Below are 17,477 nucleotides of genomic sequence, written 5' to 3' on the forward strand. Positions count from 1 at the left end.
TCCAGCGACAATCACGCGCGGGCCGCCCGCCAACCTACGCGACAATCAAAACCATCGAGGAGGCCGCTTCCAGCGACAATCAAGCCGCCGATTAACCCGCGACAGCGACAATCAGCACCGTTACAAAGCCATCGTCGCGATCGTCGGACTCTCATCCTGATCGTCGCTAGACTCTCATCCAGATCGTCGCGCTACACGAAGCGGATCACCGAGGCTTCCAACATCCTGACCGCGCGTCATTTCTGAGCAGTAAGTCTTCCAAGCAAGTGAGCAGATCACGGTCGCGAACGCTGCATGCCAGTCTCAAATATCTATTGCGCGCACCCGGCCGCCACAGCCCGCGAGCACCGTGCGTTCGATGCCCGTCGTTATGAAAGTGTACGTGCCTGGCCGAAGGACGATCCACGTCATCACACCACACCCCGCTGTCCCACCAGGCGGTAGGGCCGGATCGCGAGCAGATAGAGAATCATCGATACAAGAAACGCGGTTGTCACAACGATCGACAACGACTCACTCAGACGGGCAGGATCGGCGAAGACTTTATCAGTGACAAACGCAATCGCAGACGGGCCGATGCTGCCAAGCACGCTGATCGTAAAATAATAGATGGCCGAGACGGTGCCGCGAATCCCACTCGGCACGATCTCCTGAAGTGCCGCGTTGGCCACGCTGTACGGCACCGATCCGAACATGACGATCAGTCCGATCAGAAAGGCTCCTGCATAGACGCTGTCCACGCTCGGCAAGAACAGCGCCGCAAGCGCTCCAAGCGCCGCGCAGCCGCCGCACATCCACAATCGCGCGCTCCCTCCATACCGCAGCAGCTTATCGCTCAGGACTCCGCCCCCGATCATCCCGGCGATGCCGCCGATGAGGAAGGCGAACCCTAACAGGGGTCCGACCGACTCGACGTCCGATCCGAAGGTCCGGATCAGATAGGATGCTCCCCAGGCGGTGACTCCTCCAGCCAGCAGATTGGTGAAACCATTGGCCGCGTGGTGAAACGAGATAAACCGCCAATGTTCACGATAGAATTCGCGGACGCCACCGCTGCCTGGCTGCGAGGGGGCTCCAAGACGCGGCGGTTCCGCCGTGAGCAGGAAGGCCGCGGCGATCAGGAAGCCGGGAAGGCCTACGAGGATGAACGTCATCTGCCATGGCTCTAAATGGCCGAGCAGCGGCAGATTTACAGCACCTCTCGGGGCGAGCCAGCCATATAGCAGTCCGCCAAAGCCGACCGCGATCGACGACCCGACCAGCGATCCCCCGACATAAATGCCGATCGCAAAGCCGTGCCGCCGCTTGGGAAAGACATCGCTGATCAAGGATAACGCAGCGGGCGACAAAAATGTCTCGCCTACGCCAACACCCGCCCGGGCAATAAAGAGAAGCGTAAAAGTCCGCGCCATCCCGCAGAAGGCAGTCATAAAGCTCCACAAAGACAGCGCCACGGCAAGCAACTTCATGCGCGGGCGCCGGTCAACCAGCATCCCTGCGGGGATGCCAGCGATCGAGTAAAACGCCAGGAAGGCGACCCCCTGGAGCAGGCCGATCTGAGTGTCGGAAAATGAAAGGTCCCTTTTGATCGGCTCGACCAGCAGACTGATGATCTCCCGATCGGCAGCGGAACAGGCGTAGCCAAGGAACAATATGCTTAGCAGGAGCCACGCTTTCATTGGCGTCCGCTCGTTATCGACAGCCATGCTCCACCTCCGAAAAGTTACCATATGATCCACAAATTTCATTAAGGAGCAAACGTTCTTTTTTGAGCCTCGGGCTCGGACATGGCGTTTTCTCGGCGCGGCAGGCTGTCGCTTTGTCCGTTCTGCGCGGTAAATTTGATCTATTAGACAGGTGTGGAGCCGCGTTTCGCGCCAATGCCACCATTGAAGATATGCGTCAGGAAGACCTGCTGGCGCCCGCTCCCCGGGTAAAGGAGCGGGCGTAAGCTCGCCGAATGAAGATCGCCGCAGCCGAGTGGCTGTATACGGGCCATCCCGTCGCGCACGTGTTCAACGTCATCGAACGAGTGGCCGTGCCGAGATACATTGTTCCCGTTTTCAAGGGCGCGTTGAACGCGATGCTATGGCTCACCTTTGGAGCCACTGAGAGCGATCTTAGAGTTTCGGCGCAGCGGCGGGCGCGCCCTCGCCAGCTCACACGATGTTTGGGACCCAAAGCGATAGCCATTCCGCGACCAATGCTGGCCGATCCTCGCCTTCGATCTCGATCGAACAGTCGTACCGATTAAGGATGCGTCCCTTTTCGTCCGGCTTGGGGCCATTCGGCAGAAATCGCCCGCGTATGCGTGCACCCGCACGAACCGGCGATACGAGACGCAAGCGGTCGAAGCCGTAATTGAGAAAATAGCCGGTCCTGGCACCACCGGTGTCAGGCCGAACGAGATGCACAAGGTGCGAGAGAAGAGAGATCGTCAAAAACCCATAAGCGATCGTACCACCATAGGGGCCATTCGCCTTCGCCCACTCGGGATCCATATGCATCGGGTCCGGATCAAGGGTGAGTTCCCCGAACCGGCTGATCATGTCTTGGTCGACGACCAGCCAATCCGACACGAGAGCGGATTCTTGGGCGGTTGTTGTCTGTGTTAGATCAGTCATGTCGATACTCCCCAATTTAACTTTAAAAAGGACGGCAGAAGCGGCGTGAGCCCACCTTCAGTCAGTGATTCTCTTCCTTTGAGCGCGCGATCGGAGGGGCCAAAAGGGTCGCCGTCCCGCGATGATCGCTGACGTCCTCGACCGGGCATTCAGAAATAAACACCTCGTGCATCCGCGCCACCGTTCCAAAGCGAGACGACAACCACTTGACTTGCTCCTGACCGATAGAGCCGCCTGTTCAGTCAGTAATTTACTTGTCGGCGACCGCTCCAGCGATCGCGGTTGCGACCATTCGATACGGCGTCTTGATCCTGAGCCTCATCCCCGCGCCGAGTGGCATATGGACGATCGAGCCAGTCTCTATAGGCGCGAACGGCGCATCGCCGATCGAGCAATCGGCGGTTCCCGAGAGAACGACGAATGTTTCGGCATAGGGAGGCCGGGCGGACACGAAATAGCCGGCATCGGCCTTCCAGATCATCACGCCCACGCCACGCTCCGCATCGACGTTCAAGTCTTTGCGCCAGGCCGTCCCGCCGCCTTCCTGATCCTTTGCCTGCGAAGGCTGAAACCCTTCATCATCCATAACGTCGACGACGGAAGTCATACCTATGTCCTTTCATGATTTCAGTCCCCTTTCCGCAGCCAGGAACGACATTATAACTCTAAAACTATCGTCTATTTAGCTAAGCCATGCTTCTCAACCGTCCGCGATTGCATCATTCATACGAGTTCAGCGGCCCGGCGCCTGAGTTCTACCTTGTCGACTTTCCCGATTGGAAGCAGCGGTAGAGTTTTCTCGATGTAAATCCGTTTCGGGATCTTGAAATTGGCGAGCTGGTCGCGACAGTAGCTAAGCAGCTCTTCCGACGAGGAGGACCCGTCTGTCACAACATAGGCAATGCCAACCTCCTGCCACAGGGGATCCGGCGCCGCCACGACCGCGGCCAGAGAGACGCTGGGGTGGCGCTCGATCGTTTCCTCGACTTCCCTTGGATAGACGTTGTAGCCGCCCGACTTGTACATTTCGCGCAGTCGTCCAACGATACGGAACCGGCCGTCGGGCCGTTGTTCGGCCACGTCGCCGGTGCGAAGAAATCCGTCGTCGGTGAATGCCTCGGCGGTGGCGTCGGGACGGCGCCAGTAGCCAAGAAGGTTGAACAGCGACCGGGTCTGGATTTCGCCTGGTTCGTTGACGCCGAGGACCCGGTCCCCTTCCCCGGCGATACGAACCTCGATCTGCGCAAACGGGAAGCCTACGGTCTTTGCGAGAATATCCAGATCGGACGTCGGCTCTACCAGGGTAACCGCGGTGGTGGTTTCGGTTAGACCATAGTTCGTGGCAAGGCGCGGGCAGATGTCCCGCAATTTCTCGATCAATTCCGTCGGCATGGCCGCGCCCGCCCAGACGATCAGCTGAACCGAAGCCAGGTCGAACGATGCGAAATCATCGAGCGACAATTGCATGTGGAAGGTGCTCGGCACCGAACCCCACAAGGTGATTTTCTCCCGCTCGATCAGCTTCAGGCTTTCTCGCGGATCGAAATGCTCCATGAAAACCATGTTGCCGCCAGCGACCAGACAGGGCGTACTGACATCAACCAGACAGCCGACATGATTGATCGGGAAAAAGTTCAGCGCGCTGTACGGGTCGACAGGCCAGGCCCGATTGATTTCGATACCCGATGCCGAGATGGCGTCATGGCAAAGCAGCGCGCCCTTTGGCGCTCCGGTCGATCCTGATGTGTAGACAATGACGCACGGATCCCGCCCTCCGCATTCGGCGCGGGCGGCCCGCAAGTCCGCATCCGATACGTCAGCTCCCGAAACCAGAAAGTCTTCCATCCGCTCGATGTCGCCACCCACGGCAGGCTCCCCCGCGAAAGCTATCACCCGCGAAAGCGAGGGGCATGCCGTTCGCAGCGCGCTAATGTCTTCGGCATAGTATCTGTCCTCGATCTCGAGCCGAGTGATGAGCAGGCTGGGCTCGGCGTCCGCGACGACATGCTCAAGCTCCGCCCTCCGGTAGCGCGGGTTCAAACCGAGCCAGATTGCGCCCACCGAGGCCGCAGCAAGAAACGCGATGAAATACTCGGGTCTGGGGGTCTGCAGCGTAGCGACGCGATCGCCTTTTTTCACGCCGGCAGCCAGCATGGCTTTTGCCAGGGCATCCACCGCCACAGCCACTTCACGATAGGTCCAGCCTGTGGCACCCAGCGTCAGCGCGACCGCATCGGGCCGCCGTTCGGCGTGCCAAGCGGGATAGTCGCTGATCCTGGGCAAGAGTGGCGGCAAGGTCATATAAAAGCTGCTCCCGAGTTCGACTAAGGTTGTTGGATGCCGGCCCCCGCGCGCGCCCTGTCGGCGGCGTGGCGGTCGTCCGCCCGGATGAGCATTCAGGGTCGCTTGTTCATCGCCTCGCCGGCGAGTTGATCCGGAGCCCTGCCTGCTTTGTATGCCCGGGCTTCCGACCGGATATATTGGTAGATCTGATCCACTTCCTGGGAACTGAGATCGTCGAAGCGAGGCATGCCGTTTGACAGCAGCGTGCCATCATGCAGCAATTGCCCGAATGCCTTGCGGTCGAACGCGATGCCGGACTCTCTGAGATCCGGGGCACCGCCGGTCGCGACTGCCGTTGCTCCGTGGCAGGCATTGCAGCCGCGGTGGAAAACCGCCATGCCAAGTTGGACGGCTTTCGGATCGAGCGTGATCTTAGGATCGTCAAGCGGGTTGATCGTGAAGTCTGCCGGCGGCGTTTCGGGCAGCTTCGCCTTTCCGTCCAGCGCGAACGTCAGCAACCGGCGCGGTTGGAGACCATATTTCCAGCCTTGCTTCAATCCGGCCACGCCGCCTTCGCCCGCCCCGGCACCGTAGCCAACCAGCAGCGAGACATATTGACGACCCTTCGCGCTATAGGTGATCGGTGGCGCAAGAATCCCGAGCTTCGCGTCGAACGACCAGAGTCGCTTGCCAGTCGAAGCATCGTAGGCGAAGAACTTGCCGGTGTTGGTCCCCTGGAAAACCAAATTGCCAGCCGATGTCATTGTGCCCGCGTTCCACAGTGATGGGTAGTTTACCCGCCATTGCAACTTTTGCGTTATGGGGTTCCAGGCCAGTAGCGACCCCGTATTGTCGAGCGGATCCTTGGGATCGGCAAAAGGCTCGGGCAAGGCGCCAAGCCGGATGATGAGCTTGGAGGGATCGGCTTTGACATCCGCCTCGGCGGCAGCCGAAGGACTCATTTTCACACCAAGCTGCATATAGGGGATGTAAACGAGACCGGTCTTCGGGTTGTAGGACATCGCCTGCCAATTATGTGCGCCGAGGATACTCGGATAGAGAATAGAGGGCGATTTTTCATAACGAATGCCGGGTCGTTCAACAGGACGACCGGTCTGGAGATCGATGCGATCGGCCCAGTTTACTTTGCCGATCTTCTCGGCCGAGATAAGTTTCCCATTTGTCCGGTCAATTACGTAGAAAAAGCCATTCGACGGCGCCTGCATCATCACCTTGCGTGGTTTTCCATCGATCGTCAGGTCAGCAAGGATGATATCCATCGTCGCCTTCCAGTCTGATGCTTCGCATGGATTATACTGATAATGCCATTTATACTTACCGGTGTTTGCATCAAGTGCCACGACCGAAGCTACAAATAGGTTGTCGGTGATTTTTCCGCTTTTGGTTTCACACCGGAACCGGGGATTCCACGGGCCGCCATTGCCGGTCCCGATCAAAACCTGGTGAAATTGGGCATCATACGTCATCGCATTCCACGGTGTTCCCCCGCCACCGTATTTCCACCACTCGCCAGACCAGGTTTTCGCCGCAAGCCTCGTCGTTTCGTCGGTATCTACCGCCGGATTGCCCGGCACTGTGAAGAACCGCCACAAAAACTTGCCCGTCTTAGCATCCAGCGTCGTCACATAACCGCGCGCGCCAAGCTCAGCGCCGCTGTTGCCGATAATGACCTTGCCATCGAACACGCGAGGCGCCCCACTGCTCGTTGAACGGTCACCCTCGATAAGAAACTGGCTAGTCCAGACCGGCTTGCCGCTTTTTGCGTCTAACGCGATCATTCGGCCGTCTTTCGTCGCCACATAGACTTTGCCGTCCCAGTACGCGACGCCGCGGTTGTTGCCGTAAATCTTGCGCGCGCCTCGCGGCGAGACTTCATTGGCGTGCGGATCATATTTCCACAGCTCCCTGCCCGCCACGGCATCAACCGCATACACCGTTCCAAAGCTGCCCGAGAAATAGAGCACCCCGTCAACTGCCAGCGGTGTAGACGGAAGCGCGTTTTCGCCCGGCAAATCCAACGACCATGCCAAGCCCAACCGCCCCACATTGCTCGCGTCGATTTGCGTCAGCGGACTGAACCGCTGCTCGCCCTCATCCCGCCCATAGCCAAGCCAGTCGGACGCGCCGGCGCTCAACTGATCGACCTTGCGGGTTGAGCAGCTTGAGGCGCCGCCGGCGCAAAGCAGTGCCAGGGAGACAAACTTCACGGTGCGAACCATGCCTGCACGCGAGCCGAGCTGCATTTCCCTCATCCCCAATTCGGGCGCGCCTGCCGAAGACTCGACACTCAGCGCCCCATGATTCCGAACTGCGCGTTACGCATCGGGACATAATCCCGAGGCGTGCGATGTTATTTTTTGAGGTTATCCTCATTTTTATGCGAGCGTCAATCGAAACGCGCACTTTAACGGGAGCGGCGCGTTCGCTGCCCAGCTGCATCTCCGCGTAAGGCACCTCAATGCCTTACCATTTGTGCGTTCCCGACCGCCCGAACGCCCTGTTCCGATGCTAGGAGTCCTGGCTTCCGCGCAACAGATCGACAAGCACCGCTGTCGTCTCTTCGCCTTTCTCGAGGCTTGGAAGATGGCCGCTGCCGGGGATCACGCGAACCGCGGCGGCCGGCAGAGCGGCCGCCTGGCGGGCGAACTGCTCCACAGAGAGAAAGGCATCATCTTTCCCGCGGATCAGCATCACCGGTATCTGAAGCTGCGCGAGACAAGATAGCATGTCCTGGCGCTCCAGCATGACCGCCCGCATCGCCGGCAAGCGGCGGCGATGCGGGACCCGTGCCAATCGTCGGACAAGAGCGTCGAAGTCATTTGATCGCGCCCGACGAAATTCGCTTCCAATCCCCTGCGAAAGCAAAGTCCGCATCATCCGCTCCCTGCCACCGAACAGGCTGTAGAGGATAAGGAGAATGCCGCCCTGCAATCGTTCCCACCGGTCAGGGGCTGCGAGCGGCGATCCGATAATCGCGAGACGATCGACAAGCTCCGGGTATTTCGTGGCGACGGCGATCCCAACGAGGCCGCCCCACGAGGCACCGATGAATGATGCCCTGCGAATACCCAGGTTCGTCAGAATTTCTTCGACCGCGTCGGCGCAATCCTCGATCGTCAGGTTGGAGACGGACTTGCCGCTCTCTCCGTGGCCGGGACCGTCGACCGCTACGACATGATACGACCTGGAAAAATGCGCGATCTGCGAGGTAAAAATGCTCCGGTCCAGGAACAAACTTGGCCAAAAGAAAATTGGCGGTCCGCTGCCGTGTGTTTCAACCGACAGCCTGCCGGCCTTCGTGTCGTGATAAGAATTGCTCATATCTTCATCTACGAAGGGCGGCAGGTAAGCCCCGCCAGCCCTCGCCTTTCCTGTTTTGCGGCCGCTCGGGGACCGATGGCCGGCCGTACGGAAGCATCGCGCACGCCTTAGACAGGCGATCGCCCCGATGGCGTTGGATCCTGGGAAGAACCAAGCCGCGCACGCCCGCCTCCATGTCTCTGCCACCCTCATTATCGCGTGCCACCGATTGCCGCGCCGATGCCGATACAAAGCATATCAACCGCGCACCACGGAATTGAGGTTGAGCTCGGGTTTGAAATGGTGTCAAGGTCGGTCTTCAGCTTGATCTCCTAAGATCCTACTCGGGAACCCGCGCATCCTATCGAGCTCGAGGGCTGGATTTTTGACGCCATCCCCCCTTGCCTCGACGGTCGTGTCTGCAGAATTCCCGCCATGCGAAATTCCGTGGTGGCACGATGTGCAGCGCATTCATCCGGCGCTTCCGACAGGTCGTTTGGGCCGATAGCGGGCGCCCCGGGGCTATCCCCGGCCTGACAACTCCTGAAGGGACTTGCGGACGCTTCCCCCGTTCCAGTTGGGCCGGCCAGCCTGACACCGGCTGTTGCCCAGGCCCGTTCTTGAATCTATTCTCAGGTTCATGACCAAAAAGATGAAAGCAGCGGAAATTCGCGAACCTCAGTCCGCCCCGAGCCTCTCCTATGTTAATTTCATGGAGGCAAATCTCGCTGAGCGTCCACCAACGAAAAAAGGCGACCGGACACGGGCGCGCTTACGCATTGCCTGCGCGCGCTTGCTTGAGCAACATGGCTATCACGCTATGCGGGTGTCGGACATCACAACAGAAGCAGGCGTGGCTGAGGGCCTGTTCTACACATATTTCACCGACAAGCTCGAAATCACTCTCCAAGTTTTGACGAGCATGCTCGACGATGTCTTTTCCAAACAGTCGTTAGCGTTCGAGCCCGACGCCTGGCACTCCGGCGATCATCTGTATGACGCGGTATTCCGGGCCAATGTGAAATGGATACTGATATCTCGAGCTAACGCCGGTTTGATGCGCTGCGTCCTCCAGGTCAGCGACCAGGAGCCTGAATTCTCGAAACTCTTTCAACAGATCAACGGCGCATGGTACGAGCGCGTCGCAACTGCAGTCGTCCGGCACCGTCCCGGCCGAAAACCCGCTTTACTATTCACGCTTCTGCTCGGAGCGATGATGGATGAAATCGTCAGGCGGCTTATCGTTTATCCGGATCCGGCCCTGTATAAGGTTCTTGAGGAGCTTGGGGGCGACGATGAACTGGTCGCACACGCCTCCACCCTGGTATGGCTAAGGGTGATGTATCCTGACGCGCCGCTGCCGGCCAAGCTTCCCAAGGGAGCAAAACTGCTAGCCAAATGGTCGATGCCAACGAGACCCTGAACCGATCCGGCGCAAGGCGGTCGTGTCGCGAACCGCGACCGCCTCTGCTAAGGCCGGAATTAGAACTTGGCATCGATCGAAATGCCGTAGGTCCGCGGCTCTCCCAGAAGATTTTCCAGAATCATTAGGATTTAAGGCCTGCCGGCTTACGCTTGGATGCCTCCGAGCCCACCAGCGGCGTGCCCGCACGCGAGGGCGACATCCCAAACGATCTTTTGAACCGCCGCGAAAAGTGAGAGGCGCTTCTGAACCCGCATGCGAATGCCGCTTCGGTAATCGAACAGCTTCGCGACGTGAGCAGATTTTTCGCATGGTCGAGGCGTATCCCCATATAAGTCTCATCCATCGTCCGACCCATTTCACGGATGCACAAGCGTTCGAGCTGCCGCTGCGATACACCCGCCGCGTCAGCCAACGCCTTGCGCGGCACCGGGCTTTCAACGGCCGTTTCCATGGCGGTCAGCATCGCGACAAGCCGACGGTTGGTCGTTTTATAGCGTTCCGACACTGTGGCTCGCTGCACATTGTCGGCCGGGCGCACGCCGGCACCGATAAACCATTCCCGCACTTGCCGAGTCAGTTCGGCCCCATGATCGGCGTCGATGAGGGCGAGTGCCAAATCGAGCGCCGCTATCCCTCCGGCGCAGGTAAGCCGGTCGTCATCGATCGTAAAAAGGCTGCTTTGAAGCTCCACCCGCGGAAACCGGGCTTCCATTTCCGCAGCGTGTTCCCAATGCACCGTAGCGCGCTTGTTCTCGAGCAATCCAGCCGCGGCGAGCACAAAGGGACCGCCCGATACGCCTCCAATTCTGATACCCTGGCGAGCAAGACGGCGGAGCCACGCGAAGCACTTTTCGTCATAGAAGAGGGCCGGTCGCCCACCAGCAAAGACCAGAAGCAAGTCGCCTTTGAAGACATCCCCTACACGAGCATCAGAGAGAAGCCTTGCACCGTTGGACGCGGCCACTTCAGGTTCAGCGATCGTGACGTTGCTCCATCGATACAATGCGGCCCCTGATAGCACATTGGCCGCACGAAAGGGCTCCACAAAAGACGCGTACGACATGAGGGCGAAACCATCGATCAGCAAGAGACCGATGTGAACTGCCCGACCTTGTACCATTGTGTCGTCGTGATGCATAAGAATGTCGGTATCAGATAAGCGCTGCGATGGGGGAGAATATAGTTTTCTCCTCAGTTATCACAGGTGCCGGTCGGACCATGCGCTACTCTCTCTTCTCTCTCGCTGCAAAGGCGCTCGGCGGGCATCGCGGCTGGACGCCTACATGGCGTGATGCTGCGCCATCGGATGGGTATGACATCGTCATCGTCGGCGGGGGCGGTCACGGCCTGGCGACAGCCTACTATCTTGCGAAAGTGCATGGCATCCGCCGTGTCGCGCTGATCGAGAAAAGCTGGATCGGCGGCGGCAATGCAGGGCGCAACACCACCATCATCCGTTCCAATTATGGTCTGCCGGGTAACGAGCCTTTCTACGAATGGTCCATGAAGCTTTGGGAAGGGCTGGAGCAGGAACTCAACTACAACGCCATGGTAAGTCAGCGCGGCGTGCTCAACCTCTACCATTCGGACAGCCAGCGTGACGCTTTCGCCCGGCGCGGCAATGCGATGCGGCTGCATGGCGCCGACGCCGAACTGCTCGATCAGAAAGCCGTACGCAAAATCGCGCCCTTTCTTGCATTCGACAATGCTCGGTTTCCGATCCAGGGCGGGCTTTATCAGGGGCGCGGCGGCACCGCGCGCCACGATGCGGTCGTCTGGGGCTACGCGCGCGCCGCGTCCGATCTGGGCGTCGACATCATTCAGAACTGCGAACTGACCGGCTTTCTGCGCGATGGCGCGGGTGCGATCGTCGGCGTCGATACGACGCGCGGCCCGATCCGCGCGGGCAAGGTGGGCATGGCGGTGGCCGGCAACAGTTCGCGCGTCGCGGCACTTGCGGGGTTGCGACTGCCGATCGAAAGCCATGTGCTCCAGGCGTTCGTGAGCGAGGGACTGAAGCCGGTCGTCCCCGGCGTCATTACATTCGGCGCTGGTCATTTCTACGTCAGCCAGTCGGACAAAGGCGGGCTTGTCTTCGGCGGTGATATCGATGGCTATAACAGCTACGCGCGGCGCGGAAACATGCCCGTCGTCGAGGACGTGTGCGAAGGCGGAATGGCGATCATGCCGATGATCGGACGCGCGCGCCTGCTGCGCAGTTGGGGCGGCATCGTGGATATGTCGATGGACGGGTCCCCGATCATCGATACTACATCCGTTCCGGGGCTCTACGTCAACGCCGGCTGGTGCTATGGCGGATTCAAGGCGACACCGGCTTCGGGCTGGTGCTTTGCACATCTGCTCGCGACCGATCGCACACACGGCACAGCCGCCGCCTACCGGCTGGACCGGTTCCGGACCGGCCACCTGATCGACGAAAAGGGCGTTGGCGCCCAGCCCAACCTTCACTGAGGCAAGTTGCACCATGCGCATCCCCTGCCCCTATTGTGGCGACCGTGACTCCCAGGAGTTCGTATATCGTGGCGATGCCGGTCCCGTGCGCCCTGACGGCGAAGAAGGCTTTTTCGACTATGTTTATCTGCGGGATAATCCCGCGGGCCCGATCCGCGAACATTGGTATCACGCGCAGGGTTGCAGAAGCTGGATCGTGGTAACGCGCGACACTCGCTCCCATGCGATCCACGGCGCGACGCTAGCAGCGGAGGCCGCCCGATGAGCCGTTCTCCCAACGGCGGCCTGATCGACCGATCGAAGTCACTTTCTTTTACCTTTGACGGGACGTCTTATTCCGGCTTCGAAGGCGATACCCTTGCCTCCGCGCTGGTGGCCAACGATGTGCGTTTGATCGGGCGCTCATTCAAATATCATCGGCCGCGCGGCATTTTGACGGCTGGTAGCGAAGAGCCCAATGCGCTGATCACACTTCGCACCGGCGCCCGTGCCGAACCGAATACCCGTGCGACCGTCACGCCGCTGTTTGACGGCCTGGAGGCGACGAGCCAGAATCGATGGCCGAGCCTGCGTTTCGACGCGATGGCCGTGAACCAATTGTTCGCGCCGATTTTCGTCGCCGGCTTTTACTACAAAACCTTCATGTGGCCTGCCGCCTTCTGGGAGAAACTGTATGAGCCGCTCATCCGGCGTGCCGCCGGCCTGGGCCGGCTCTCAATGCTGCCCGATCCGGACCATTACGACCGCGAGCACGGCTTTTGCGACTTGCTGGTGATCGGCGGCGGCCCCGCCGGGCTCGCCGCTGCGCTCACGGCGGGACGTGCCGGGCTGCGTGTGATCCTAGCCGACGAGGATGTCCGGCCCGGCGGTCGCCTGCTCGCAGAGCATTTGGAGATCGACGACACGCCCGGCGCAGCTTGGGCAGAGCTTGTGGTGGCCGAACTGACGGCGCTTCCGAACGTCAACGTGCTGGGCCGCACCACCGTGTTCGGCGTCTATGACGGGTGCGAATATGCAGCGGTCGAGCGCCTGACTGACCATCTTGCACACACTTACCCCGCGCAGCCGCGTCAACGACTGTGGAAGATCGTCGCGAAACGAGCCGTGCTGGCGACGGGTGCGATCGAACGACCGCTTGTGTTCGGCGGCAATGACCGGCCCGGCGTGATGACCACCTCTGCCGTGTCGACCTACGTCAACCGCTTCGCCGCGCTGCCCGGGCGTCGCGCCGTGGTCTTTACCGCGAGCGACAGCGGCTGGCAGACCGCACTCGATCTCCTTGCCGCGGGCGTTTCCGTAGCCGCGGTGATCGATCCGCGTGAAACTGCGCCTATTGCGGCGGAGGCTCTTCTCAAGGCAGGCGCGGACATCCTGCTAGGTGCGCGGCTTTGCGACGCGATCGGTGCACCGGTGCGCAAGGTCGAGGTTCATCTTGCCGACGGGCGCAGGCGCCGCATCGCCTGCGACTTGGTCGCGATGGGGGGCGGTTGGAACCCGGCGATCGGCCTCGGCAGCAATATGGGTGCCCGACCGATCTGGTCGGATGCAGCGCAGAGCTTCCTGCTCGATCAAACCCCGCCGGGATTCGTCGCGGCCGGGGCAGCGGCGGGTCGACTTGCGCTTCACGAAGCCTTGAACGATGGCGTCACGCAGGGCGCCGCGGCGGCCGAGGCGCTAGGCATGCCTGCGCTAAAGCCACGCTTCGCCGCGAGCGACGAGCCAGCCAGCGGTCGCCCGCTCTGGCACGTACTCGGGCGCGGCAAGGCATTCGTTGATTTCCAGCATGATGTGACCGACAAGGACATCGCGCTGTCGGCCCGAGAAGGCTTCGTCTCCATCGAGCATTTCAAGCGCTACACCACGCTCGGCATGGCGACCGACCAGGGTAAGACCAGCCAACTCAACGGCCATGCCCTGCTCGCAGCCGCCACCGGCAAGTCGATAGCGGAAGCCGGTACCATCCTGTCGCGTGCGCCCTATCAGCCGGTCGCGATCGGCCTGCTCGCCGGGCCCCACCGCGAAACGCACTTCCGCCCCGAACGCCACACCGCCAGCCACCATTGGGCGATCGCGCAAGGCGCTACCTTCGTTGATGCCGGCCAATGGAAACGCGCGCAATGGTTCGCTCGTCCCGGCGAAAAGGACTGGATGGAGACGGTCAATCGCGAGGTCACCATGACGCGCAACGGCGTCGGCATCTGCGACGTCTCGACACTAGGCAAGATAGACGTCCATGGGCCCGATGCCGCTGCACTGCTAGACCGGCTCTACATCAACACGTTCTCGACCCTATCGATCGGAAAGGCGCGATACGGCGTGATGCTGCGCGACGACGGCATTGTTATGGACGACGGCACCACCACCCGGCTCGCGGAGGACAGCTTTTTCGTTACCACCACGACCGTCAACGCAGCGCGGGTGATGCAACATATCGATTATGCGCGCCACGTGCTCTGGCCAGGTCTCGATGTTCAGGCCACGTCCGTCACCGAGCAATGGTCGACCTACGCGGTGGCCGGGCCGCATTCGCGCGCCTTGCTCGCGCAAGCGCTGCCGGGCATCGATCTTTCCAACGAAGCTTTGCCCTTCATGGCGGCCGCGAAATTCCGCTGGAATGACGCGCCCGCGCGCATCTTCCGCCTCTCCTTCTCGGGCGAACTCGCCTTTGAAGTGAGCGTCCCGGCGACACATGGTGATACGCTGATCCGTCACTTGTTCGAAATCGGCCGCACCTTCGATGCCGTGCCCTATGGGACGGAGGCACTTGGCGTGATGCGCATTGAGAAGGGGCACCTCGCCGGAAACGAACTGAACGGCATGACCACCGCCGGCGACTTGGGCATGGCCCGTATGATGTCGAAAAAGAAGGACTTCATCGGCCGCGTCATGGCTGCACGACCGGGCCTCGCCGACCTCAAACGGCCGTCACTTGTCGGACTCATTCCCGTTGACCAGTCAAAGCAGATTCGCGCGGGCGCACACCTCCTGCCACCAGACGCGCCTCGGACAACCGCGTACGACCAAGGCTATGTAACATCGGCCTGCTGGTCTCCCACGGTCGGCCACGCGATCGCGCTCGGGCTGCTCGTCGACGGCCCCAATCGTCATGGTGAGCGCATCACCGTTCACGACCCGGTGCGTGGTGCCGATGTCCAGGCGGAGGTCTGCAATCCCGTGTTCGTCGATCCTGAAGGAGTACGAGTTCGTGCCTGACCCCTTCAGCGCCGAACCACGGAACCGGCTGGGCATCGCAAGCGTCATGGCCCGCAAAGGCATCGCTGCGGCCGAAATCTGCGCGGCGCTGGGCGCCAGGATGCCCGACCGCCCGCTCGCGACCTTCATCGGCGGTCGTACGGTTGTCGGCACCGGGCCGGGCACCTGGCTCGTTACCGAGGAGGATGCCGCTCCCGATTTCGCCGAAACATTACAACAGGTGCTGGCGGGTCTCGCTTCAGTATCAGATCAATCGGGCGGCTACGCCGTGCAGCGGCTCTCCGGGCCCGCCGCACGTACCGTTTTACAGCGCGGCGCGGCGATCGACTTCCATCCCACAGCGTTCAGCACGGGATCGGCGGCGACCACCGTCATTGCGCATATCGGCATCATAATGTGGCAGGTCGACGAGCAGCCAACCTACGATGTCGCGATGTTTCGTAGCTATTCGCAAAGCTTTCGCCACTGGCTTAATCAGACCGTCGCGGCGCTTTGACCTCCTCCTTCCCGAGGTTCCGATGACCGTTTCCTATCTGCTTACTTTATCCTGTCCCAATCAGCCCGGCATCGTCGCGCGCGTAACTGCCGCGATGTTTCACTATGGCGGCGACATCAAAGAGGCACACCAGTACGACGATGTTGAGACGCGCCGCTTCTTCATGCGCATCGTCGCCAGCCTTCCCTCCGTCGAAAGCGCCGCCTCCTTTTGCGAAAGCTTCGGGACGATCGCCCAAGACCTTTCGCTGGATTGGTCGTTCCGCCCTCGCGACGAACCGCGCAGAGTATTGATCCTGGCATCCAAATTCGATCATTGCCTTGTCGATCTGCTCTACCGCAATCGTATTGGTGAGTTAAGCATGGATGTAGTCGGGATTGTCTCAAACCATCCGCGCGACACCTATGCCGGGAGCGACTTTGGCGCGATCCCATTCCATTTCCTCCCGGTAACGACGGACACCAGAGCGGCGCAGGAGGCCGAGATCAAGCGCATCGTCTCGGAAAGCGGCGCCGAACTGGTCGTGCTAGCCCGCTACATGCAGATCCTGTCGGATGATCTCGCAGGCTTCCTCTCAGGTCGTTGCATCAACATCCATCACAGTTTCCTCCCCGGCTTCAAAGGTGCCAAGCCCTATCATCAGGCGCACGCGCGAGGAGTGAAGTTGATCGGGGCGACGGCCCACTACGTCACCGCCGATCTCGATGAGGGTCCGATCATCGAACAGGATGTCGAGCGGATCAGCCATCACGACACTCCCGAGGATCTTGTTCGGAAAGGCCGGGACATCGAGCGCCGTGTGCTAGCCCGCGCTGTCGCCTTCCACCTCGACGGCCGCGCAATTGCGAACAGCCGCAAGACCGTCGTATTTCGGGATTGATCCGATGGCGGCGTTAATCGATGGCACACGTATCGCGGCGGAAGCGAGCGCGCAGGTCGCGCAGGAGGCCGTGCGGCTCGCTGCCGAGGGCATCGTCCCCGGGCTTGCGGTCGTGTTGGTCGGCGAGGATCCGGCGAGCATGATCTATGTCCGCTCAAAGATCCGCCAGACCCGCGCCGCCGGCCTCGCATCCTTCGAGTTCCGCTTGCCTACCTCCGCCACACAAGCGGAACTGCGCGATCTCGTCCACAAGCTCAACAGCGACGAGCGCGAACATGTGGTCTAGGCTGCATGATGTTGCTCGATACGGTAGTCAGCGAATATCGCGGATTGAAGGCCGTGGTAATCGGCAAGTCCAACATCGTCGGCAAGCCAGTGGCGATGTTGTTACTCGAGCGGGAATGCACAGTCACGGTCACCCACATCGCGACGCGCGCCTTGCCCGAGATCGTGCGCAGCGCCGACATCCTCGTCGTCGCGGCCGGAGCGCCTGGATTGGTGCGCGGCGACTGGATCAGGCCTGGCGCGATCGTGATTGATGTCGGAATCAACCGCGTTCTCGACGAAAGAGGCATCACGCGCATTATCGGCGATGCGGCTATCGACGAGATGGGCCATGCTGGTGCGATCACACCAGTACCCGGCGGGGTCGGGCCGATGACAATCGCGTGCCTGCTTGCAAACACCGTTCGTGCAGCGTGCCGTCGCCGAGGACTTGTAAGTGACTTTGCGGTGCGGGCCGCCTAGATATGGTTAGATTTA

Annotated in this window: 13 protein-coding genes and 1 pseudogene; 7 read left to right on the top strand and 7 right to left on the bottom strand. The window is 60.7% G+C overall.

The genetic code is table 11. The features are described from left to right. Nucleotides 1-410: 410 nt before the first annotated feature. The 6 genes from ABD050_RS12290 to ABD050_RS12315 form a co-directional block, all read right to left on the bottom strand. Nucleotides 411-1,706 carry an MFS transporter gene (locus ABD050_RS12290; protein WP_343889649.1) on the bottom strand — a complete coding sequence of 432 codons (1,296 nt, stop codon included), beginning with the start codon at nt 1,704-1,706 and terminating at the stop codon, nt 411-413. Nucleotides 1,707-2,159: 453 nt separating this feature from the next. Beyond that, nucleotides 2,160-2,624, bottom strand: coding sequence for a MaoC family dehydratase (locus tag ABD050_RS12295; protein ID WP_343889650.1), 465 nt, complete (start codon nt 2,622-2,624; stop codon nt 2,160-2,162). 250 nt (nt 2,625-2,874) lie between these two features. Continuing rightward, entirely contained in the window at nt 2,875-3,231 is a 357-nt protein-coding gene (locus ABD050_RS12300) for a hypothetical protein (RefSeq protein ID WP_343889651.1), read from the bottom strand. A gap of 116 nt (nt 3,232-3,347) precedes the next feature. Beyond that, nucleotides 3,348-4,925 (bottom strand): class I adenylate-forming enzyme family protein, encoded by a 1,578-nt coding sequence (locus tag ABD050_RS12305; RefSeq protein WP_343889652.1) that lies wholly within the window; start codon nt 4,923-4,925, stop codon nt 3,348-3,350. 95 nt (nt 4,926-5,020) lie between these two features. Then, nucleotides 5,021-7,171: a PQQ-dependent dehydrogenase, methanol/ethanol family gene (locus ABD050_RS12310; RefSeq protein WP_343889653.1), complete on the bottom strand. Its 2,151-nt coding sequence runs from the start codon at nt 7,169-7,171 to the stop codon at nt 5,021-5,023. Nucleotides 7,172-7,436: 265 nt separating this feature from the next. Then, nucleotides 7,437-8,249 carry an alpha/beta fold hydrolase gene (locus tag ABD050_RS12315; protein ID WP_343889654.1) on the bottom strand — a complete coding sequence of 271 codons (813 nt, stop codon included), beginning with the start codon at nt 8,247-8,249 and terminating at the stop codon, nt 7,437-7,439. Nucleotides 8,250-8,868: 619 nt separating this feature from the next. Between ABD050_RS12315 and ABD050_RS12320 the strand changes: the two genes are divergently transcribed. Further along, entirely contained in the window at nt 8,869-9,651 is a 783-nt protein-coding gene (locus ABD050_RS12320) for a TetR/AcrR family transcriptional regulator (RefSeq protein ID WP_343889655.1), read from the top strand. A gap of 124 nt (nt 9,652-9,775) precedes the next feature. On the opposite strand, the gene ABD050_RS12325 is transcribed toward ABD050_RS12320, so the two are convergent. Next, nucleotides 9,776-10,792 carry a GlxA family transcriptional regulator gene (locus tag ABD050_RS12325; RefSeq protein ID WP_343889657.1) on the bottom strand — a complete coding sequence of 339 codons (1,017 nt, stop codon included), beginning with the start codon at nt 10,790-10,792 and terminating at the stop codon, nt 9,776-9,778. An 80-nt stretch (nt 10,793-10,872) separates the two neighbouring features. On the opposite strand from ABD050_RS12325, the gene ABD050_RS12330 reads away from it, so the two are divergent. The 6 genes and pseudogenes from ABD050_RS12330 (at nt 10,873) to ABD050_RS12355 (ending at nt 17,462) form a co-directional block, all read left to right on the top strand. Next, entirely contained in the window at nt 10,873-12,126 is a 1,254-nt protein-coding gene (locus ABD050_RS12330) for a sarcosine oxidase subunit beta family protein (RefSeq protein ID WP_343889659.1), read from the top strand. A gap of 13 nt (nt 12,127-12,139) precedes the next feature. Beyond that, nucleotides 12,140-12,391 carry a sarcosine oxidase subunit delta gene (locus tag ABD050_RS12335; RefSeq protein ID WP_343889660.1) on the top strand — a complete coding sequence of 84 codons (252 nt, stop codon included), beginning with the start codon at nt 12,140-12,142 and terminating at the stop codon, nt 12,389-12,391. Then, nucleotides 12,388-15,339, top strand: a complete 2,952-nt coding sequence (locus ABD050_RS12340; RefSeq protein WP_343889661.1) for a sarcosine oxidase subunit alpha family protein — start codon at nt 12,388-12,390, stop codon at nt 15,337-15,339. The genes ABD050_RS12335 and ABD050_RS12340 overlap by 4 nt, the downstream gene beginning before the upstream one ends. Then, nucleotides 15,332-15,835, top strand: a complete 504-nt coding sequence (locus ABD050_RS12345; RefSeq protein WP_343889662.1) for a sarcosine oxidase subunit gamma — start codon at nt 15,332-15,334, stop codon at nt 15,833-15,835. Before ABD050_RS12340 ends, ABD050_RS12345 begins: the two co-directional genes overlap by 8 nt. 22 nt (nt 15,836-15,857) lie before the next feature. After that, nucleotides 15,858-16,715 (top strand): formyltetrahydrofolate deformylase, encoded by an 858-nt coding sequence (gene purU, locus ABD050_RS12350; protein WP_343889663.1) that lies wholly within the window; start codon nt 15,858-15,860, stop codon nt 16,713-16,715. A 4-nt stretch (nt 16,716-16,719) separates the two neighbouring features. After that, nucleotides 16,720-17,462: pseudogene (locus tag ABD050_RS12355) on the top strand (bifunctional 5,10-methylenetetrahydrofolate dehydrogenase/5,10-methenyltetrahydrofolate cyclohydrolase). The last annotated feature ends 15 nt before the right edge of the window (nt 17,463-17,477 follow it).

It is taken from the genome of Sphingomonas oligophenolica, from assembly GCF_039522915.1.
Lineage (GTDB): Bacteria > Pseudomonadota > Alphaproteobacteria > Sphingomonadales > Sphingomonadaceae > Sphingomonas > Sphingomonas oligophenolica.